This window comes from Chroococcidiopsis sp. CCNUC1 (assembly GCF_023546805.1).
In the GTDB taxonomy this organism is placed as follows: domain Bacteria; phylum Cyanobacteriota; class Cyanobacteriia; order Cyanobacteriales; family Chroococcidiopsidaceae; genus Chroococcidiopsis; species Chroococcidiopsis thermalis.
The window spans coordinates 483,269-503,868 of record NZ_CP097480.1 but is presented as its reverse complement, the minus strand read 5'-3'; the positions used below and the strand labels follow the sequence as shown (position 1 = coordinate 503,868).

The 20,600-nt window shown below is 43.7% G+C and carries 20 protein-coding genes, 1 tRNA gene and 2 pseudogenes; 14 read left to right on the top strand and 9 right to left on the bottom strand.

The genetic code is table 11. The annotated features are described in order from the left end of the window. Positions 1 to 39: 39 nt before the first annotated feature. Together M5J74_RS02390 and leuB are read right to left on the bottom strand one after the other, a co-directional pair. The gene (locus tag M5J74_RS02390) at positions 40 to 303 is read right to left on the bottom strand and encodes a hypothetical protein (protein ID WP_015152535.1); all 264 of its coding nucleotides are present in this window, start codon (positions 301 to 303) and stop codon (positions 40 to 42) included. Between the two features lie 160 nt (positions 304 to 463). Further along, entirely contained in the window at positions 464 to 1,555 is a 1,092-nt protein-coding gene (leuB, locus tag M5J74_RS02385; protein ID WP_250015213.1) for a 3-isopropylmalate dehydrogenase, read from the bottom strand. Positions 1,556 to 1,727: 172 nt separating this feature from the next. On the opposite strand from leuB, the gene M5J74_RS02380 reads away from it, so the two are divergent. The 5 genes and pseudogenes from M5J74_RS02380 (at position 1,728) to M5J74_RS02360 (ending at position 7,321) form a co-directional block, all read left to right on the top strand. Then, positions 1,728 to 2,717, top strand: a complete 990-nt coding sequence (locus M5J74_RS02380) for an AraC family transcriptional regulator (protein WP_250015211.1) — start codon at positions 1,728 to 1,730, stop codon at positions 2,715 to 2,717. A 105-nt stretch (positions 2,718 to 2,822) separates the two neighbouring features. Next, positions 2,823 to 5,396, top strand: coding sequence for a TonB-dependent siderophore receptor (locus M5J74_RS02375; protein WP_250015209.1), 2,574 nt, complete (start codon positions 2,823 to 2,825; stop codon positions 5,394 to 5,396). A gap of 12 nt (positions 5,397 to 5,408) precedes the next feature. Next, complete coding sequence (locus tag M5J74_RS02370) at positions 5,409 to 6,398, top strand: ABC transporter substrate-binding protein (RefSeq protein WP_250015207.1); 990 nt, start codon at positions 5,409 to 5,411, stop codon at positions 6,396 to 6,398. A gap of 306 nt (positions 6,399 to 6,704) precedes the next feature. After that, a complete protein-coding gene (locus tag M5J74_RS02365; RefSeq protein WP_106168151.1) occupies positions 6,705 to 6,926 on the top strand; it encodes a hypothetical protein in 222 nt (73 codons plus the stop codon). Further along, a pseudogene (locus tag M5J74_RS02360) lies at positions 6,914 to 7,321 on the top strand (type II toxin-antitoxin system VapC family toxin). The gene M5J74_RS02365 and the pseudogene M5J74_RS02360 overlap by 13 nt, the downstream one beginning before the upstream one ends. Before the next feature lie 160 nt (positions 7,322 to 7,481). Here the strand turns inward: M5J74_RS02360 and M5J74_RS32470 are convergent. Next, positions 7,482 to 7,616 carry a hypothetical protein gene (locus tag M5J74_RS32470; protein WP_256498658.1) on the bottom strand — a complete coding sequence of 45 codons (135 nt, stop codon included), beginning with the start codon at positions 7,614 to 7,616 and terminating at the stop codon, positions 7,482 to 7,484. Between the two features lie 354 nt (positions 7,617 to 7,970). Between M5J74_RS32470 and M5J74_RS02355 the strand changes: the two genes are divergently transcribed. Then, a complete protein-coding gene (locus M5J74_RS02355) occupies positions 7,971 to 8,921 on the top strand; it encodes an ABC transporter ATP-binding protein (protein WP_106168154.1) in 951 nt (316 codons plus the stop codon). 172 nt (positions 8,922 to 9,093) lie between these two features. Beyond that, the gene (locus tag M5J74_RS02350) at positions 9,094 to 10,770 is read left to right on the top strand and encodes a hypothetical protein (protein ID WP_250015205.1); all 1,677 of its coding nucleotides are present in this window, start codon (positions 9,094 to 9,096) and stop codon (positions 10,768 to 10,770) included. Between the two features lie 55 nt (positions 10,771 to 10,825). On the opposite strand, the pseudogene M5J74_RS33225 reads toward M5J74_RS02350, so the two are convergent. The 4 genes and pseudogenes from M5J74_RS33225 to ruvB form a co-directional block, all read right to left on the bottom strand. Beyond that, a pseudogene (locus tag M5J74_RS33225) lies at positions 10,826 to 10,975 on the bottom strand (type II toxin-antitoxin system RelE/ParE family toxin); the annotation flags it as partial. A 78-nt stretch (positions 10,976 to 11,053) separates the two neighbouring features. Further along, positions 11,054 to 11,308 carry a hypothetical protein gene (locus tag M5J74_RS02345; protein ID WP_250015203.1) on the bottom strand — a complete coding sequence of 85 codons (255 nt, stop codon included), beginning with the start codon at positions 11,306 to 11,308 and terminating at the stop codon, positions 11,054 to 11,056. Between the two features lie 219 nt (positions 11,309 to 11,527). Beyond that, on the bottom strand, positions 11,528 to 12,400 hold the full coding sequence (locus M5J74_RS02340) for a tetratricopeptide repeat protein (RefSeq protein WP_250015201.1): 873 nt from the start codon (positions 12,398 to 12,400) through the stop codon (positions 11,528 to 11,530). Then, a complete protein-coding gene (gene ruvB / locus M5J74_RS02335) occupies positions 12,397 to 13,512 on the bottom strand; it encodes a Holliday junction branch migration DNA helicase RuvB (RefSeq protein WP_015152524.1) in 1,116 nt (371 codons plus the stop codon). The genes M5J74_RS02340 and ruvB overlap by 4 nt, the downstream gene beginning before the upstream one ends. A 264-nt stretch (positions 13,513 to 13,776) precedes the next feature. On the opposite strand from ruvB, the gene hisF reads away from it, so the two are divergent. The 3 genes from hisF (at position 13,777) to M5J74_RS02320 (ending at position 15,006) form a co-directional block, all read left to right on the top strand. Continuing rightward, complete coding sequence (gene hisF, locus M5J74_RS02330) at positions 13,777 to 14,547, top strand: imidazole glycerol phosphate synthase subunit HisF (RefSeq protein ID WP_106168149.1); 771 nt, start codon at positions 13,777 to 13,779, stop codon at positions 14,545 to 14,547. Positions 14,548 to 14,668: 121 nt separating this feature from the next. Beyond that, positions 14,669 to 14,860: a hypothetical protein gene (locus M5J74_RS02325; protein WP_015152522.1), complete on the top strand. Its 192-nt coding sequence runs from the start codon at positions 14,669 to 14,671 to the stop codon at positions 14,858 to 14,860. 73 nt (positions 14,861 to 14,933) lie between these two features. Then, positions 14,934 to 15,006, top strand: a tRNA-Ala gene (locus M5J74_RS02320). A 24-nt stretch (positions 15,007 to 15,030) separates the two neighbouring features. Here the strand turns inward: M5J74_RS02320 and M5J74_RS02315 are convergent. Then, the gene (locus tag M5J74_RS02315) at positions 15,031 to 15,357 is read right to left on the bottom strand and encodes a heavy metal-binding domain-containing protein (RefSeq protein ID WP_015152521.1); all 327 of its coding nucleotides are present in this window, start codon (positions 15,355 to 15,357) and stop codon (positions 15,031 to 15,033) included. 123 nt (positions 15,358 to 15,480) lie between these two features. On the opposite strand from M5J74_RS02315, the gene M5J74_RS02310 reads away from it, so the two are divergent. From M5J74_RS02310 to M5J74_RS02295, 4 genes are read left to right on the top strand one after another with little or no spacing between them, the layout of a single operon-like run. Beyond that, positions 15,481 to 17,388: an OmpA family protein gene (locus M5J74_RS02310; protein WP_106217226.1), complete on the top strand. Its 1,908-nt coding sequence runs from the start codon at positions 15,481 to 15,483 to the stop codon at positions 17,386 to 17,388. A gap of 21 nt (positions 17,389 to 17,409) precedes the next feature. Then, positions 17,410 to 17,925: a Rab family GTPase gene (locus M5J74_RS02305; protein ID WP_015152519.1), complete on the top strand. Its 516-nt coding sequence runs from the start codon at positions 17,410 to 17,412 to the stop codon at positions 17,923 to 17,925. Next, a complete protein-coding gene (locus M5J74_RS02300; protein WP_015152518.1) occupies positions 17,909 to 18,928 on the top strand; it encodes an adenylate/guanylate cyclase domain-containing protein in 1,020 nt (339 codons plus the stop codon). Before M5J74_RS02305 ends, M5J74_RS02300 begins: the two co-directional genes overlap by 17 nt. After that, on the top strand, positions 18,925 to 20,025 hold the full coding sequence (locus tag M5J74_RS02295; RefSeq protein ID WP_250015199.1) for a sensor histidine kinase KdpD: 1,101 nt from the start codon (positions 18,925 to 18,927) through the stop codon (positions 20,023 to 20,025). Before M5J74_RS02300 ends, M5J74_RS02295 begins: the two co-directional genes overlap by 4 nt. Before the next feature lie 128 nt (positions 20,026 to 20,153). On the opposite strand, the gene M5J74_RS02290 is transcribed toward M5J74_RS02295, so the two are convergent. Beyond that, complete coding sequence (locus M5J74_RS02290; protein ID WP_015152516.1) at positions 20,154 to 20,366, bottom strand: chlorophyll a/b-binding protein; 213 nt, start codon at positions 20,364 to 20,366, stop codon at positions 20,154 to 20,156. Between the last annotated feature and the right edge of the window lie 234 nt (positions 20,367 to 20,600).

Here is a 20,600-nt window from a genome sequence, read left to right as displayed (position 1 = left end):
TCTAACTTACGACTTACGACTTACGACTTACAACTTAACTTATGGGTTTTCTGCTTCGATTTGGGCGATGGGGATGAAGCGTTCTTGGGGTAACAGGATCGGTTGAGTGGAAAAGAGAACCTTACCCTGATAAGTTAATTGATTGACAACAACTCCTGATGGGCGCTTGGCATTTGAGGCGTGAGTTTCGCAGTAGTCGCGGTAAATTTGACGAGCTACTTTCAAGATTGTAGGGTCGATCAACACAGGGTAATTTAGGGGATGAGAGGGGTCTTCAGTTCTCCGCGATCCAGCATATACCACAAAATTGCTCCATCTCTATCTAAAATTATTCTTAAGTTATAGCTGGTGCATCTAGGTTTGTCACCCTTTTTGGTTGTCAGTTGTCAGTTATCAATGAAGAATCACTACCAATGACTAATGACCAATGACCAATGACCAATGACAAATAACCAATTACCTATCATCCTTTGGTTAATTCCTCAATCAGTGCTTTACCCATTGCCCGACAGCCCAGTAAATTCATACCAGGGGACATGATATCGCCCGTGCGATCGCCTCTGTCTAAAACTCTTAATACTGCTTGCTCGATGCGATCGGCTGCCTCTGGTTGGTTTAAGCCGTAGCGTAACATCATAGCAGCACTGAGAACTTGTGCTAGAGGATTTGCTTTGTCTTGTCCGGCTATATCGGGGGCGGAACCGTGGACGGGTTCGTAAACTCCTGCACCACTAGAACCTAGACTAGCGGAGGGTAACATCCCGATACTACCTGTCAGCATAGCTGCTTCGTCTGAGAGAATATCACCGAAAAGGTTGCCTGTAACTATTGTGTCGAATTGTTTCGGGTTGCGAACTAGCTGCATGGCAGCGTTATCGACATACATGTGAGTGAGTTCGACATCGGGATATTCTGAGGCAAGGGCAGTGATGCGATCGCGCCACAGTTGAGAAACTTCCAACACGTTCGCTTTATCGACAGAACAGAGTTTGTTCCTGCGTTTTCGCGCCGTTTCAAATGCAACTCGTCCGATGCGATCGATTTCTGACTCGGCGTAAGCCATCGTATTAACTCCCCGCTTTTCTCCTGTTTCGCTGGAAAAAATGCCCTTGGGTTGTCCGAAGTAAATTCCCCCTGTCAGTTCTCGCACCACCATAATATCTACCCCTTCTACGACTTCTCGTTTCAGGGAAGAGGCATCAATTAGCTGTGGCAGAATCTTGGCGGGGCGCAAATTGGCAAATAGACCTAAACCCGATCGCAGCCCTAATAACCCCGTTTCAGGGCGCTGGTGGCGCGGTAAGTTATCCCATTTGTAACCACCGATCGCAGCTAACAATACCGCATTGCTGTTACGACAAATTTCTAATGTTTTCTCTGGTAGAGGTTCGCCTGTAGCGTCAATCGCTGCACCACCAATTAAGGCTTCTTGAAACGCAAATCCAATATTAAGTTGTTCTCCCACTAGCTTTAGCACCTCTACCGCTACTTGGATGATTTCGGGACCAATGCCATCCCCAGGTAAAAGCGCGATTCGGTATTGCTGCTGTGACATATTGGGTGATTTGGATAAAGTCTTGTCGGGTTAACTATCGTAGCAGGGAAACGGAGCGCAAATTCTGGATTATACTCTGCTCCACTTGCTATTCTGACTCACTAAATAATAAAGTTTCTTATTAAGAAAAATCTGCTATTGATTTGCAAATATCACTTGCTCAAGCAATATAATGACCATCACCATCTCGCTGCAAGCATGGGAAGATCTGCAACAAGAAGTAAACGAAACTGCCCAATACGATCCGCTCGACCCGTTAGATGTTACTTGGCAACTTCCTAAGCTAGTCGGACATGGATACATGCGGTGGATCGAGTTGCGTCAAGGGTTAGGGTTAGAAATCTCAAATTTTCGCTTGTGCGATCGCCTGATTCTCCATTGCCCCGAACTCCCAAGCCGATTAAAATTTCACTGTCATCTGTCTGGACAGCATGAGGATAAACAGACAATCGTTGGTGACAGAGAATTTGCGCTTTACGGTAGCGGACTTGCGCCGAAAGAATCGAACGTTGGTCCAAAGCAAAAGGCTTTGGAGGTGACGGTTTACATGCAGCCCGAAACGCTGCGATCGTTCGTTGGTAATTCCAACGGACAATTGCCTGTGGGACTTCAGCAACTCATTAGACCTAATGAGCGAGAACGCTACACCCGCGTTGCTAAGATTACCCCCTCAATGGAAAGCGTAATGTGGCAAATCTTGCAGTGTCCGTTTCAGGGAATTATGAAGCGAATGTATCTGGAGAGCAAAGCACTAGAGTTAGTCAGTCTGGTTTTGGGGCAAGAAAGCGAAATACAGATGGGAGAACGGACTATTAAGCCACTAAATGCAGGAACTTTGGAGCGGATTCACTACGCCAGAACGCTGCTGTTGCAAAACCTACACCAGCCGCCTTCTTTACCTGATTTAGCGAGGCAGGCACAGCTGAATGAATACACGCTCAAGCGCGGATTTCGGCAGGTTTTTGGTACAACTGTGTTTGCCTATCTGCATAAATATCGACTAGAGCAGGCGCGTCAATTGCTAACAACAGGACAAATGGCAGTATCAGAAGTGATGAAAGCGGTGGGATTTAGCGATCGCCATCACTTTGCTGCGGCTTTCCGCAAGCAGTTTGGAGTGAGCCCTAGAGAGTTTCTCATGCGACACAAATGCTCCGTCTAACCCACCAAAAAAGTTCCCGCTAGCCCACCAATGTATCTTTTGCGATCGCAGTGACTTCGGTAGTCTCTTACTATTGCAAAAGATTCTTAATTTTAGTGCGGTGTGATGTTAAATCATCTGTGGCGATCGGTGTTGATGGCTGGTGTTGTTCTGTGCTTAGTTGCCCCGCCTGCTGTGGCAGAAGAGACAGGCAACGAAGCAAAAGGGGAAAACGCGAAATCTCATGCCCCCCTTAATAAGGGGGGTTGGGGGAATCGACAACTCGCCCAATCTCCAATTCAAGTCACAGGGGTGAGACTCAACCCTACTGAAACTGGAATTGAGGTAATATTAGAGACTCCGCAAGGTAAAGCACTCCAACCAAGGGCGATCGCTTTAGGTAAGTCATATATTGCTAACATTCCCGATGCCGTATTAGCTCTACCCCAAAGACAAGAATTTCGCCAAGATAACCCAGCCAGTGGCATTACTCGCGTCAGCGTGACTCAGACTGCTGGTAACAATATTCGGGTGACAGTGACAGGTGCAACGGGTTTACCAGCGATTCAGTTGTACGACAGTCCGACGGAGGGTTTAATTTTCGGCGTTGCCAGTGCAGCTTCTACACCGCAAGGGCAAAAACCTCAAGCACCGTCGGGCGAAACTGATAAACCAGTGGTAGGGGAAGACGAGGAAAAAGAAATTGTCGTTACAGGGCAGCAGGAAGCAGGATATAACGTCCCTGATACGACGACTGCAACTCGAACCGACACACCCTTGCGGGAGATTCCCCAGTCGATTCAAGTCATTCCCCAAGAAGTGCTACGCGATCAACGCGCCGACCTTACTAGTGCGCTCCTCAATGCCCCAAGTGTCCGTAATTCTGCTCCTACTAACTTTGACTCATTGCGGTTACAAGTTCGGGGATTTTTTACCCCAGTAACGGTAAACGGTTTCAAAGATTCTTTAAATTCTTCTACCATTGGATCTGACCTGACAGGATATGACAGGATCGAAGTCCTTCTGGGTCCCAACTCGATTTTATTCGGTTCATCAGCGCCAGGGGGTACGGTCAACCTGGTGACAAAACAGCCCCTACGCGATCCTTACTACTTCGTCGAGGCAACCATTGGTAATTTTGATTTTTATCGTGGTGAAGTGGATTTATCTGGACCATTAGACGAATCTAAGAATGTCCTGTATCGATTGAATGCTTCTTATCGAGATCAGGGCTTATTTACTGACTTGACCAACACTACAAGTCTAGTAATTGCTCCGGCAGTGAGTTTTGCGTTCACAGAAAATACAAAATTAACCCTTGAAGGTCGCTACGCAGATGTCAAATTTGACTCCATTACTTTTGGATTGCCCTTAATTGGAACTATAGATTCTAATCCTAATGGAGAAATACCCCGCGATCGCAACGTCAACGAAGGTACTCTTGATGCTGAAAGTTCCAGAATTGGATACACATTAGAGCATAAATTTAATCAGAATTGGTCGTTAAGAAATGCCTTTCAATATACTAGATACTTTTCTGCTTACTTCGGTGATGATGGTAAGGGAGGAACTTTCCCTACTGCGCTTTTACCTGATAACCGGACACTTGAGAGAATATATTTAAATGAGCGTTCTGAGCAGAGCGACTATAGGCTTTCGACCGATGTTATTGGTAATTTCGCAACGGGTTCAATCCAGCATCAGTTATTGTTTGGCTTGGATTTGGGTAGAGTAACTGGTGAGTTTAGCGGTCAAAATAGAGAAATCGCTCCCCTCGATTTGTTCGATCCAATTTACGGTCAACCACCTGGAGCAGTCATACCTGGGTCTGAATATGATAACAAGAACGAGACAGAAGAACTTGGTTTGATAGTGCAGGATCGAGTGACAATTACGGACAACTTAAAGCTACTTTTAGGCGGTCGATTCGATATCTTTGAGCAAACTGACACAGACTCGATCGCCGATACAGAAACAAATCAGTCGGGAGATGCTTTTAGTCCCCGTTTGGGTATTTTATATCAGCCAATTCCGCCTATTTCCCTCTACGCTAACTACAGTCGCTCGTTCGAGCCATCCATCGGTCAATCTTTTGACGGTAGAGAATTTGAGCCGACTAGAGGGACTCAGTTTGAAATCGGAGTTAAAGCAGATTTGAACGACAGACTTTCGACCACATTGGCGTGGTATAACATTACCCAATCAAATGTTACAACCGAAGATCCCGATAATATAGGCTTCGAGGTTCAAACAGGGGAACAGCGCAGCCGAGGCATCGAACTTAATCTTGCAGGTGAAATCTTACCAGGGTGGAATATTTTTGCTAGTTATGCTTACAACGATGCAGAAGTCACAGAAGATAACGTCATTCCAGTAGGCAACCGTGTAGAACTTTCAACTCCTCATGCTGCTAGCTTGTGGACAACTTATGAAATTCAACAAGGAGACTTGCAAGGTTTGGGTTTTGGTTTAGGACTTTTCTATGTAGGCGATCGCGCCGGAGATAGAGAGAATACATTTGAAGTTCCCAGCTACTTAATAACAAATGCTGCTATCTTCTACAAGCGAGACGCATTCCGTGCTGCTCTCAATTTCAACAACCTCTTCGACATTGATTATTTTGAAAGTGCTTTCAATCGGTTGCGCGTTCATCCTGGTACGCCATTCACCGTGCAAGGAACAATTTCCTGGGAGTTTTGAATTAGGGTTTTCATGAAGAGGTTTTTACATCATCTCACCTATCTGCTCTGTCTGGGAATTATCACATTTGTGCTGGTTTGTGCCTGTAGCCAGAGTAGCTACCAAGATGCCAGATCTCCAGCTTCAGCAGAAAATTGTCGCATTGTACAACATCCAATGGGAGAAACCTGCGTTCCGCTCAATCCTCAACGAATTTTTGCTTTAGATGTTCTGAGTCTTGCTGACACCGTTGCTTTGGGTATCAAGCCGATCGCCGCAGGAATATGGTCTCCTAGAGAGGGTATCTTAGAACCTACTCCGCACTTAGCAGAGAAAATCGAAGGCATTGCTTTACATAGTTTTTCTAGTCAGCCCAATTTAGAGAAAATTCTGCTGATTAAGCCCGACTTTATTATTAGTGTTTCCGATCCTTCAATGCGAGGAATTTACAAGCAACTGTCACAAATTGCTCCTACTGTATTAGTTCCCTGGGCAGAAATTTCACGAGATTGGAAACAACACTTGAAAGAAACTGCAAAGGTTTTTGGAAAAACAGAACTAGCCGAGCAACTTTTAAATGGATACTACCAAAGAGTGGAAAAACTGAAACAGGCATTAGTTACTTTGCACGACGCTCCACAAAAAAACTACAGTCAGCCATTTCATGCATCATTTGTCCATGTTAGTAATGGATTATATCTTAATCTTAAAGATTCCTTTTCTGGCACAATATTGAACGATATTGGGTTATTGTCTCCTAAATTGTCTAATCAGCTAGCATTACCAATTTCTGAGGAAAGTTTAGCCGAAATTGATAGCGATGTTCTTTTTATTGGAACATACAGAGAAAACGATCGCTCTACCCTTGAGTATTTTCAACGCAAACCTCTATGGTCAAAGATTAAGGCTGTTCAACGCGATCGAGTGTATCTTGTTGATTTCCATACTTGGTACGGCTTTGATTTTTTTGCATCTCATGCCGTATTGGATGATATCGAGAAGTACTTAGTTAAGAAACCTTAACTTCACACCTAAACAACAAATTCAACTAGCTCGATCTAGCCGATCGCCCCTACAACTCCTCTCCTAGCTGCCGCAGTCGTTGGGCTAGCTGTTCTGCCCGTTGCCGTTCCGCTTCTGCTTCGCTCAAACAGCGATCGCCATTGCGAATCGAAGACGTTTTGACTTTTGACTTTTAACTTTTGACTTTTCGTTGGCGATCGCTACCAGAAAAACTAACAGATAGTTTGCATATTAAGCATAGTTCATAAAGTCAGTAGACTCAATCGTAAGGTCATAAAATAATTTTTGTAAGATATTGACATAACAATGCTTAAAAGTTACGTAGCGATGATTGAAAATGGTCAACTAAAATGGTTAACAGACGAGCCGAAACCATCATCTGCCCGTGTAATTGTGACGATTTTAGAAGATACCACGCCATCAGTAAAGCGTCGGACTCCTCCTGCTTCAATCGCAGGTAAAGGTAAAACCTTGGCTGATTTGATTAGTCCTGTGATTGAAGAACAAGACTGGGAATGTCTCAAGTAATTGTTCTAGATACTCATATTTGGATTTGGTTTGTCACCCAGGAATTCGAGCTATTTCCATCTCACTGGCGAGAGGCGATCGAAACTGCTGACCAAGTAGGTGTTTCACCTGTATCCTGCTATGAGGTCGCTTTAGCACAGCAAAGGAGGCGACTAGAATTGCCTTGTAGCGTAGATCGCTGGCTTGAGGATGCTTTGGAACCAACAGGTATTACCTTGTTTCCACTGACTGCCAAAATCGCTTACCAAGCTGTTAGCTGATCGCCTGTTCACAAAGACCCCTTCGATCGTTTAATTATTGCTACAGCACTAGTTTATAAAGCGAAGCTAGCCAGTATTGACAGCTTGTTTTCTCAGTATTCAGAACTCGATACACAATTGATGAGATCGACTTAAAGATTGACCTGAGCACAAATAGCATCCCAATCTCAATAGCATGAAGTTGATGCAACGATGGAAGATTAAGACTTCAAAGGGGTGAACCTTTTACAATTATTGGCTCGATCGGTTGGTAGTAAATCAAGCGACATTTTCATCCAGATGGAACCAAATGCACTCAGACATAATTTCTCGCCGCATCAAGCTTTGCTTGCAACAGCGAAGGATTTTTTCTTCGTTCTGCTTTTGCTATAGCTTCTGCTTCAGCGATCCGCAGATCGATTTCTTCTCGATGGTCGTAGTAAAATGCCATAGCAAAGTAGGAGATTGTTGAAAAAGTTTGTTGAATATCGAATCTCGCCGCATGAAAAATTCTGAGTTAATCTATTTCTTACAATCAGTGATAAATACGATACAGCAGTTGTACTAGATATGTAAAATTCCAGCACCCTGCGACTTTCGACTTCTATACGGGCGGGTTTATCAGAATAATTATTTGTTGTTTCAGGGATCTGCAAAAAAAACTGCCCCTACGACTTCCGACTTTTTTTGTCACAATCGGCATTTAACCCTACTGACAAAATAGATCCAAGCAAGCTAAGCTATCCGATAGTGAAGTTGCGTTCATGACGCTGACTCACCCTTTTGTCTCCCAAACTTAGCACCCATGCTCAACGAACTGGCAATTCGCACTTGTGGGCTGACGAAACAATTCGATCGCCACATTGCGGTGAACGACGTCGATTTACAAGTTCAGGCTGGGGAAGTCTACGGCTTAATTGGACCGAACGGTGCAGGTAAAACAACGCTAATTCGGATGTTAGCAGCAGCCGAGGAACCAACTAAGGGAGAAATATACATCAATGGCGATCGCTTGGTAGGCGATCGCGACAATTCTACTCTCAAACAACGCTTGGGTTACTTACCCGACGATTTTCCCCTCTACGACGATCTCACCGTTTGGGACTACCTAGACTATTTTGCGCGGCTGTACAAGTTGAAAGAACCGCGCCGCAGTCAACGCTTGCGAGAAGTCTTAGAACTCGTCCAATTGAGTCAAAAACGCCGCAGTTTAATTGCTACCCTGTCGCGGGGAATGAAGCAACGCCTGAGTTTGGCAAGAACAATCATCCACGAACCGATTGTATTACTATTAGACGAACCCGTTTCGGGACTTGACCCAATCGCCCGAAGGCAATTTCGGGAAATTATTAAGGTATTGCAAGAAGCGGGAATGACGATTTTGATTTCATCCCACGTTTTAAGCGACTTAGCAGAGTTATGCACTTCTGTGGGCATTATGGAGTTGGGCTTTTTGGTCGAAAGTACGACCTTGAGTCAGTTATATCAGCGACTCGCCCGCCAGCAAATTTTCTTAACAACCTTGGGAGAAATCGAAAGATTAACAGCAGAATTGAATAATCACGCCCTCGTAGCGGGATGGGAGGTGTTACCGGGAGGACAGCGGGTGCAGATAGATTTTACTGGAAATCAGGAAGACTGTGCGGATTTATTGCGATCGCTAATTGCAGCTGGCGTTCCTTTATCTGAATTTCATTGTACTCAGGAAGACTTAGAAACAATTTTCCTTAAACTAGGACACCAGCAAGCGTCTTAACTATGGGTTAGGAGTTAGGGGTTAGGGGTTAGGGGTAAGTCAAAAGTCAAAAGCTAAAACTCAGAAGTGACAGCTAATAAAGGACCAACTACCAACTACCAACTACCAATTACCAATTACCAATTACCAGAACGGGAGATTTATTCTTATGAGATTAAGTTGGATAGAAAAATTGGGGGATAAAAACCCTCAGTTGTTGCGGGAGATTAAAGGGAGATTTAAACCGCGTAATTTAGTTATTTCGACAGTTATTTCTTTACTGGGACAATTTTTCTTATTTCGCATATTTCAAGCAAAATTACCATCTGCTAGTCAAGGTTGGTCAATGCCAACTCGTCATCCTTTATGTACTGGCGACCAGTGGGAATATTCCATACCTGAATGTCTCACAGATGCTGCGGGAAATCTTTTGATTAATTGGCAGATGTGGTGGTGGGATGTATTTTACACTGTCAGTAAGTTTGGTGTTTTTGCCCTCATTTTAGCAGGCACTTACACGCTGATTAGTGACTTAGCTAATGAAGAACGTCGAGACACGCTCAATTTTATTCGCCTCAGCCCTCAATCAGCTAAAAGTATTTTAATTGGCAAACTATTGGGTGTACCAAGTTTGCTGTATATTGTGGTGGGTCTGGCTGTACCACTGCATTTAATCGCCGGCATTGGGGCGCACGTTCCTCTAAGTTTAATTTTCAGCTTTTACGGACTAGTAATTGCTAGCTGTATTTTCTTTTTCAGTGCTGCTTTACTATTTGGTTTAGTGAGTGCTTGGCTAGGTGGATTTCAAGCTTGGTTAGGTAGCGGTGCAGCATTTGTGTGTCTATTTATTGCCACTGCCAAACCTGTACTTCATACACCGTCAGACTGGCTAAATTTGTTTTCACCATTTTTGATTTTTGAGCAAATCGCTAAGGCAACTGAACTAGAAAACTATAGTTTGTCGCTGCTTAGCACGGCAGATTTAGAACTATTCTATCTGCCTATAGGCGATGCGTTGTGGGCAACATTGGGTTTGGCAGTTCTCAACTTTGGGGTTGGGACGTACTGGATTTGGCAAGCTTTGCAGCGTCGGTTCCATAATCCTAGTAAAACCATTTTTAGTAAGAGTCAAAGTTACTTGATGGTGGCAAGTTTGGAGACGATCTTAGTTGCATTTGCTGCTACAACACCTAAATACCGATATTCAACCAATCTCGGGCATAACTTTCAAGAATTGCTTGTCTACAACTTGGTATTGTTTATCTGTTTGATTGTAACTCTCACGCCGCAGCGTCAAACCTTGCAAGATTGGGCAAGATATCGACGGGAAAGAGTTAGCAATCGTCAAAAGTTCTTGAGTTCTTTGCTAGTCAAAGATTTGACGTGGGGAGAAAAAAGCCCAGCTATAGTCGCGATCGCACTAAACTTAGCTATTGCTGCTACGACTTTAACTCTTTGGATTACCTTTGTCTTACAACCGATTGACAAACAGCCTGCTTTCTTGAGTATGGTTATTGGTGGTAATTTGTTACTGATCTGTGCTGCGATCGCCCAACTTTTAACATTTATGCGGGCGCAAAAGCAAGGTTTGTGGATTGCTGGGGCTTTGGGTGCGGTCATTTTATTACCCACAGCCATTCTCACCGTGTTATCAATCGCACCACAACAAATTCCTGGGTTATGGTTGTTTACTCCTTTTGCTTGGTTTGCGTTAGAAAAAGCCAGCAATACAACCATCTTTTTGGCGCTATTAGGACAGTGGAGTGCAGTCACTCTCTGTACGATTCGCATGACGCGCCAAATCCAACGTGCGGGTGAATCGAGTACTAAAGCTTTAATGAGCGATCGCCCTTCTTTACCTGTAGGATAAGCATCGATCTACAATACATTCGTAGGGGCGTACATCTGTGCGCCCTTATATATTTTTAACCTTCTCCTAAAGTCTGTTGTGCAGCATGTCGGATGTGGAGAATGCGAACTGTAGCCACTTCATTATTCTCAATAATAGTGAAAAGAATACGGTACGAATTACGACCTTTACCGTAGATAAGTTGACGAATTTCTTGACTAAAATAATGATGCTATTTGAGATATTCGTAGAAATGCACTATCTACTTATCCCTCTGCCACACTAGAAATTTCGATACGATAACTCACAAATCAGTTGACAGGTTGTATTTAAGGCGCTGTTCCTCAGCAAATTCTTGAAACGCACGGGAACGTCCCGCTTCAAAATCATCTAATCCACGCTGAATACCTGCGATAGCTTCCTCAGAGTCTTGCAACTCCCACTTTAAAATGTCAGTTATCAATTCAGCCGCAACAATACTTACATCTTGTCCTTGTTGTGCTGCTTTTTCCCGCAGTTGCGCTTCTACTTCTGGACTCAGAGAAATGACAATTGACATAAACTCTGTTTTTTGAATATCGAGCCTCTACGTGTGATTTTAACAAATTAGCTAAGTTTTCGAGCAATTAGAGTCATGTCATTATTTACGTGCTAAAGGCTGCTATCGTGCAAACTCAGGTAAAGCTTTAGTTTTTGTTGCACACTTCAAGAAGTATATAGTCTCTAAAGCTTTTAGACATAAACAAAAAGCAGGTCAAGAAAAAGACAACCTATATTATTACTTAAGCTGTTGAAACTTTTCTAAAGCTGCAACCATAGTGGGGGGCCAACGGCGAATCTTTGTGACCCAGTTAATGTCTTTATAACGAGGGTCTAAGCCTACAGCAGCAACCCAGTTACTTTCTGCTTCTCCCTTATTTCCCTGTTCCCAAAGTACAGCAGTCAAAGCAGCACGAACATCGGCAAATTGAGGATATTTGCGAATTATATTTCGCAGTTCGCGCAGGGCTTTATCTTTTTGACCATCTTGATATAAAGCTAGGGCATAATTGGCACGGGCAAAAGCAAAATTAGGGGCAGTATCGGCAGATTTTTTGTAATCGACGATCGCCTTTTCCCATTGTCCCAAACCTGCTTCAGCATTCCCGCGATTGTTATATGCCATTGCATCGTTAGGATCGATTTCTAAAATATGATTATAATCGACGATCGCTTCTTCCCATTTTCCCAAACCCTCCAAAGCCGCACCGCGATTTAAGAAAGGATCGGTCACGCCTGGGGCAAGTTCGATTGCTTTGTTATAATCGGCGATCGCTTCATTTAATTTATTTTGACTAACTCTAGAATTGCCTCTGTTACTCCAAGCTGCCGCATTGGTGGGAAATTCTTCGATAATTTGCGTCCAATAAGTTTCAGCTTGGGGAAAGTTACCTTTTTCAGTCAGAGTAAAAGCCTCGTTCGCCAATTTCTCTAGATTTTGTAACTGTTCTGCACTCAGATTTGGCGGTGGTGATTGGGCAACAGCTGGTTCTACCCACCCTACTATGAATAGCGCACTGAGTAAAAGTGTCAGCACGCAGACGCGCAGATTGGCACTGACAAACTCAATCTTGTCCGTATTGAAGCGCGTCCAACTGGGGTTGTAAATCATAAATCTGACCGCGATAGTAACGAGAGTTGTTCGTTGGGTAGTTTCAAACCTAAATGCTTGTATGCCGCAGGAGTGGCGACGCGACCTCTAGGAGTCCGTTGTAAGTAACCAATTTGCATCAGATAAGGTTCGTAGACTTCCTCAATTGTCTGGATATCTTCACCCGTCGCCGCTGCTAGGGTTTCAATACCCACGGGTCCACCATTAAATTGTTCGATCGTCACGCTCAGCATTTTTCGGTCTGTCCAATCTAGACCGCAAGGGTCTACCTGATATAATTCTAGAGCTGTTGCGGCTACATTTTGCGTAATTGTACCTGCTGCCTTGACTTCGGCATAGTCTCGCACTCGTTTTAGCAGGCGGTTGGCAATACGGGGCGTACCTCGCGATCGCTTGGCAAGTTCCAACGCCCCGTCATCGCTAATTGGTGTTTGCAATAACTCAGCCGTCCGCAAGACAATTTTACGTAACTCCTCTGGTTCGTAGAACCGCAACCGCTGCACCGAACCGAAGCGATCGCGTAATGGCGAAGATAGCGCCCCAGCGCGGGTTGTCGCTCCTACCAAAGTATATTTAGGTAGCGTGATACTGCGAGTCTTGGCACTCGCTCCTTTACCGATCGTAATATCTAGACGATAATCTTCCATCGCCGGATACAAAATTTCCTCTGCCATCCGCGACAGGCGATGAATCTCATCAATAAATAGAATATCTCCTGGTTTGAGACTCACCAGCAGACCCATAATATCTCTAGGTCTTTCTAAAGCTGGGGCGCTAGTAATCTTGCAGTCTACTCCCATTTCTCCCGCCAAAATTAGCGCCATCGTAGTTTTACCCAATCCAGGCGGACCATATAACAATAAATGATCTAGAGTTTCTCCTCTTGCTTTAGCGGCTTGAATCGCAATTGATAGTACCTCCTTCAAGTCTTTCTGCCCGATGTAATCGGCAAAGGTATGGGGGCGCAAGCTTTGTTCTTGTTTGCCTTGTTCCTCCACAGTTGCCTGCGGTTGCAACAAATCCTCTATGACAGGCTGAGGTTGAGGTTTCTTCTGTTGCTTTTTTGCAGGCTTAGAAGGTTCTGACGGTTGTTTAGAGGAGATAATTGCCATAACTAGGAGCTAGAGGCTAGGGGCTAGAGGCTAGGGGAAGAAGAGAGCTGAGGGAGCTGAGGAAGCGCAAGGTTGCTGAGGGAGCTGAGGAGATTAATCAACTCCTGACTCCTTTCTTCACTGATAACTGATAACTGATAACTGATAACTAGTCATTGGTCAGTGTAACGTCTACTATCAACCAACAACCACTAATTACCAATGACCAATTACCCATCACCATTTATATATGTATAATCTCTGGAGTCATTGGAAAGGCGAACTATGTTAGCTAAAAGAATTTTGCCTTGCTTGGACGTAAAGGCGGGGCGGGTTGTGAAGGGGGTAAACTTTGTCAATCTCCAAGATGCAGGCGATCCGGTGGAGTTGGCTAAAGTTTATAACGAAGCTGGGGCGGATGAGTTGGTATTTCTGGATATTACTGCGACCCACGAAGACCGTGACATTATTTTTGATGTAGTTTATCGCACTGCCGAGCAAGTGTTTATTCCTCTCACTGTCGGCGGGGGCATCCAATCCTTAGAACAAATTAAAAATTTGTTAAGAGCGGGAGCAGATAAGGTTAGCATCAACTCCGCCGCAGTTAAAGACCCAGACCTAATTAATCGTGCCAGCGATCGCTTTGGCAATCAGTGTATAGTAGTGGCTATTGATGCACGGCGACGGCAGGATGTCAATAATCCTGGCTGGGACGTTTACGTTCGTGGTGGGCGGGAGAACACTGGCATAGATGCTCTGCAATGGGCGCAGGAAGTCGCCCAACGGGGTGCTGGGGAGTTGTTGGTAACGAGTATGGATGCCGATGGCACTCAAGCAGGGTATGACATAGAATTAACTGGCGCGATCGCCTCATCTGTAGAAATCCCAGTTATCGCCTCTGGTGGTGCGGGGAACTGCGAGCATATCTACACTGCTTTGACTCAGGGGAGAGCTGAAGCTGCTTTGTTAGCTTCGTTGCTGCATTACGGTCAACTGAGTGTAGGACAAATCAAATCTTATTTGAGCGATCGCAATTGTCCCATACGTCTTAATTAGATCTAATTGGTATTATAAATTTGCCAAATTTCTGTAGCAAGAAAAACTTAACCTCTAATTAAGACCAGGTTCCTGAGAATTAGTTAAGATATATGAAATATGTTTTAAAATATCTTAAAAAATGCTGACAGTTATTCTCATTTTTGACGTAGCTTTAGTAGCTTGGTCGCTCCACCTGATGGAAGAGGCGTTTGCGAAGAAGGAATTTTCGATGATGCTGGCAGGGGTGTTAGTGGCAGCTAGTGCCGCAGCCATGTTAGTTGTCTACTTTTTAATGGGAAACTGCATGAGCTACTTAGCACGCGGATATTAATGCTTAAAATGATTGAATAGTGCGCATTGACAGCAAAGAGAGATTTAAGGCATAATAAAAAACGCATTTGTGCGGGGTTATAGCTCAGTTGGTAGAGCACCTCAATGGCATTGAGGGGGTCAGCGGTTCGAATCCGCTTAGCTCCATTTGAAGTAGAGGGATCGACATGATTACTGGCACACGACAGCAGTACCGCTGACTGCTACCATCAACATACTACCGCCATTGCCAACACCAATGGTTTCGTAATCGATATCGATGCCAATTACCGCATTAGCACCGAGAGCTTCAGCCTGCTGAATCATCTCGCGCATAGCAGTATCTTTCGCTTCTCTGAGCGATCGCTCGTAACCTGCCGAGCGACCACCGACAATGTCCCGAATGCCGGCAAAGAAATCGCGAAAAATATTTGCCCCTAGAATCGCTTCGCCACTGACAATACCGAGATGCTGGACGACGCGCTTGTCGCCAACTAAGCTGGCTGTGGTTAAAATCATATGACTCCTTTAATACTTGCTTTAAATAGTTGTATAAGATTTGTCGGTGTTTCATGTCCTCTTGACTACAGGTGGCTATACAATTCAATGTGAGTATGGGGGATATTAGGAAACGCTCGGCAAATGACTGACTCTTCTCGTCGCCAATCTACTGACAGAACTTCAAGCTCTGAAGCTGAGGCACTGACTGAGCTAGAGAGTCTGTTGGATCGATCGCAAGACACCCATCTCACTGCTGCTGAAGTAGAAGTCTTAGCTCAACTGCGTCAGATAGTATTGGAGCAACAGCCACAGACACCAACAGCGCGATCGCAACCACCGCCCCAAAAGAATTTTACTACCGAAGAGGAAGCGATCGCCGAATTACGGGATTTACTTTTCGGTCCCGAACTCCAAGCAAAACTCGATAAATCGCAACTCCGAGTCGAAGATGTGAGTCGGGTTTTGCCAGAGGCGATTATTCTCAGGTCATTACAGGACGACCAACTGACTCAAGCCGCCGTCCCAACTGTAGAACAAGCAATTCAAACCTCTGTTAGAAGAGACTTGAATACGCTGTCCGATGCTTTGTTTCCCATCATCGGACCTGCTAGCCGCAAAGCTGCAATGGCAGCACTGAAAACTTTTGTTGCCACCTTTAATCAAGCACTCGATCATAGCTTAACCCCAAGGAGTTTTCGCTGGCGCTTAGAAGCAATGCAAACTGGTAAGTCTTTTGCCGAAGTTGTCTTGCTGCGAACGCTAGTTTATCGGGTAGAAGAAGTTTTTTTGATTCATCGTCAGACTGGACTGTTGTTACATAGCTTGGCAGTAGATCCGACTGCTACACAAGATGCAGATCTGGTTGCAGCTATGTTAAAAGCAATTCAAGATTTCGTGCAAGATTCGTTTAAGGTTAAGCAACAAGATCGGTTAGACGCACTAGAATTTGGCGAATTGACGATTTGGATCGAGCAAGGTCCCCAAGCAATTTTAGCAGGCATAATTCGCGGTAATGCACCCAAAGAATTAAGAGAAAACTTTCAAGCCACCCTAGAAACAATTCATAAGAAATTTTACCAGCCACTTTTGAATTTTCGCGGCGACGATACTCCATTTGAAGCCAGTAAATCTTATTTAGAAAATTGCCTTCAATCCCAGTATCAAACAACTTCAGATAAACCTTCACCGCTTTTATTATTATTGATCGGCGGACTCTTGTGTACGCTGGGATGGTGGAGTTTTATGTCTTTTCAAGCCCGACAAAAGTGGCAGGCATATTTAAATACATTAAACTTGCAAGCAGGAATAGTTGTCGTCAGTGCTGATAGTCATTTTGGCAAATACTATATATCGGGATTGCGCGATCCGTTGGCTGCTGACCCCATTCAATTAATCTCAGATGCAGAGATCGATCCTAAAAATGTTGTCAGTCGTTGGCAACCTTACATCTCTCTAGAGCCGCAATTTGTTACGAAAAGAGCGGAAAAATTATTACAGCCACCAAAAACCACGAGTTTGAAAGTCGATCGCAATGGCGTTCTTTATATGACTGGTATTGCACCGCGACAGTGGATTGCGCAAGCAAAAAAAGTTGCGCCTAATCTCCCTGGAGTGACGCAGTTACAGACAGAGCATCTGACTGAAACTGAACTTCAAGAATTGCTCAAAACTAAAACTGAATTAGAACGAGAAATTCTCTTATTTGTTAACGATCGCCCGCAGCTTTTACCAAATCAGCAACAGAAATTAGAAAAGGTCGTTGCAGCTATTCAAAAACTCACAAAGATAGCTCCAATTGTGAATAAGGATGTACGCATTGAAATTAAAGGACACGCAGATAGCGATGGTTCGACCGAGCATAATATGTCTCTCAGTCAAGCTAGAGCAAAGCAAATTTTATCAACCTTGGTTTCGCAAGGAATCAGAGCTTCTGATTTAACGACAATTGGCGTGGGAGCGCAAGAACCTTGGCAACAAAAAGCTAGCCAAAACAATCGAGAAATGAATCGTCGCGTTTCTTTTAAGGTATTTTTAACGGATGCACCCTAGAAAAAATTTGCTGTTTGAGATATGATTCAAAAAAAAATATGTATGGTCGGTGCGTTTGCTACGGGAAAAACGAGTTTAGTAGCGCAATTCGTTAAAAGTATTTACTCAGAAGTATACCATTCTACCGTAGGAGTGAAAATTGATAAGAAACTAGTTAAAATTGGCGATAGAGAGGTCAATCTAATTTTGTGGGATATCCACGGCGAAGACGAGTTTCAGAAATTGCAAATGTCTTATTTAAGAGGTGCATCTGGTTATTTTTTAGTCGTGGATGGAACCCGTCGTTATACTTTAGATAAAGCCTTATCTTTACAACAAAGGGTAGAAGAAACTATTGGTAAAGTTCCTTTTATATTGGTATTGAATAAATCAGATTTAACAGGTGATTGGGAAATAGAGGATTCAGTAGTGGATAGTCTTATACAGAAAAACTGGACGGCGATCGAGACTAGTGCTAAAACGGCTACAGGTGTAGAAGAAGCCTTCGCCAAACTCACACAACAAATGCTGGAGGCAATGGATGTCTCACCTCCCTAGATCCATAGCCAAGTACTTTCAAGAGTCAATTTTTGAAAGTCGTTGTCCGGCTTACTTTTTAGTGCAGGATGGCTGTTTAGTGAGCTGGGGAGGTCAATTATCATTGTATGGATTGCATCATCTCGAACGAGGAGAAATTGTTGAAAAAAAGATCTTATTTTTAGCGGGATTGCTACCCTTTCGGAACTTGCCAATTATCTTACCTTGCATAAAAATGGAGTCGGGGGTTGCTGCCGAGGTTCACATTTTCTCTACAGATGAAGGTGACTGGATACTATTACTGGATGCAAGTCGATACGAACATCAATACAGCATCCTTCAGCAACAAGGCAACGATTTGAGTTTAATTCGCCAACATCACTCTCGCTTGTTAGAACAAAGCCTACACGATCGCGTTGCAGCCAACTTATCTGAGGAATTAGTAGCGGTATTAGAGAAAGGCGATCGCCGAGATGTGACTGTTTTATTAGCTAAGATTTGCAGCCTCAACTCCTCGATTGAAGATTACCCACCAGCAGAAGCGATCGCCACTCTCAACTCATATATTTCCACGATCGTGCAGCCGTTACTAGATCGAGGTGGGATAGTAAGTAAAGGTTTTGGGGATGCTGTGACAAGTTTGTTTGGCATACTTCCAGTGACTGGTTCGCCTGCGGTGCGTGCGATTGAAGCAGCGATCCGAGTTGTAGAAATAGTACGAGAGATGAGTCAGGTGCGGCAAGTCGATAAATGCATTGCATTTAGTGTCGGCATCAGTATTGTTTCTGGTTCCCTGATTGTGGGTATTACTGGTAGTCAGAATCAAAAAACTTTGATTGCTGTTGGCGATCGCATGGCAATTGTAGAACAGCTAGGATTTCAAGCAACTCCTAACGCGATCGCGATCGATCGCAACACATACGATCGCATCGGTGAGATGCAAACTCGCTTCAGGAGAAGTCATACTATATCTAAAGACATTGCTAGCGAACCAATCCCTATCTTTACGTTTTTAGTAGCATGAGCGAGGAAAGCATCATAGATGAGCTATTTGCGGCACTAAATGTCGTTGTTCTAGAACGATTGGAGTATGATTCATTCAAGCTCATCGGTACTGCACCTATCTGGTTCGTACAATTTTATGGAGACACTGACTTACAACAACAGTTGATGCCGGGACATAAATTTCCCGTACTCGATAATTTTTTGATCGACGCAGAAGCCTTTTGGCAGAAACATCAATCGGGAAGAATTAAATCTGGACTGTGGACGGAAACGGACTTATCAGGACAAGAATTTTATTTAGAGGCTTCAGCAGTTTGTCTAAATGAGAAAAAAATATTATTAATTGCTTCTAATTATAAAGAGCATCAGTTTTTACTCCAAAAAGCTAGAGAAAACAGTTTAAATTACTACAATTTGTTAAAAGAAATTCAAAAAAAAGAAGTATTAATTCATTGTATCGTTCACGATCTAGCCGGACAGTTAACGGGAATCAAGTATTGTTTCGAGCTACTCTCACTCCAAAACCTTAATTCTAAAGCGCAAGAATACTTAAATATTGGTAAAAAGCAGTGTCAAAAACAAGAGACATTAATTCGAGAAATTTTAGATGCTTTTGCAGCTGAAATTGAGATTTTGGAAGGGGTGGGAGACGATCCACAACAAGCACCAGATGCGCTAGCTTGCGTTTTAGAAGTTGTGAATGCTTTATCACCAGTTTTCTTTCTCAATCAGATCGATTTACGGCTACAAATCGATGTTGATAAAACCAGAGAATGGAAAGTTGTAGGAGAAAAGTCACGTCTGGAGCGAACGATAACGAACTTGGTAGAAAACGCCTACAGGCACAGTCCACCAAACTCTGCGGTGACAATTGGGATCGCAGAAGAGGGAGATTTCATGACGATCGCAGTTGACGATATGGGTTCTGGCATAGAACCAGAAATCGCTACAACTTTATTTCAAAAGTTTTCCCAAGGCAAAAATAGACCGGGAAGAATTGGCTTAGGGCTATATTTCTGTAGAATTACAGTAGAGCAATGGGGTGGCAGTATCGGCTATAAAACCAATTCTCAAGGGGGAGCGCAGTTCTGGTTTCGCTTACCGAAAGTGTTGTAAAACAAGTTTTGTAAAAAGCATAACAGTCTCTCCTAAATACGTTTCAAGAGAGACTGTTAGATTGAATCTTTGAAAAAAGGCAAGGTTTGTAGAGCGAAACCCCCCTGAAAAAGGGAGGTTTGAGAAATCTAGTAACCGATGAGATGTAGTACGTCGCGCAGAACGCTAAAGCCTGCTAAGTCCCAAATCAAATAGGCGAGAAATCCAATCATTGCCAAACGTCCGTTCCATAGCTCGGCTTGAGGATTCAACCCAAAGATGAATGCGTTTCTGTCTACGCCATTGTACGCTTTAGCAACTGGTGGTACATCTGTAGCTGGACGAGTTTCACGAGTTTCCATTTTTTGCTCCTAATAAAGCCGCTTCACATATCTTTAATTTAAAGGGGAATTTAATTCTTGCTTTCTGTCTAGAGGTACAAACTAGCAGCACTTCTCTAGGACTAATATAAAGTGAATTTTTCAGGAGGAATTCTATCAATAGACGGTGTAAATCGCGATGAAGCGATCGCTTGGTATTGTTAACAACTTGTAATTAGTATCTTGACGTACATAAACGCTACTGAATACATTTAC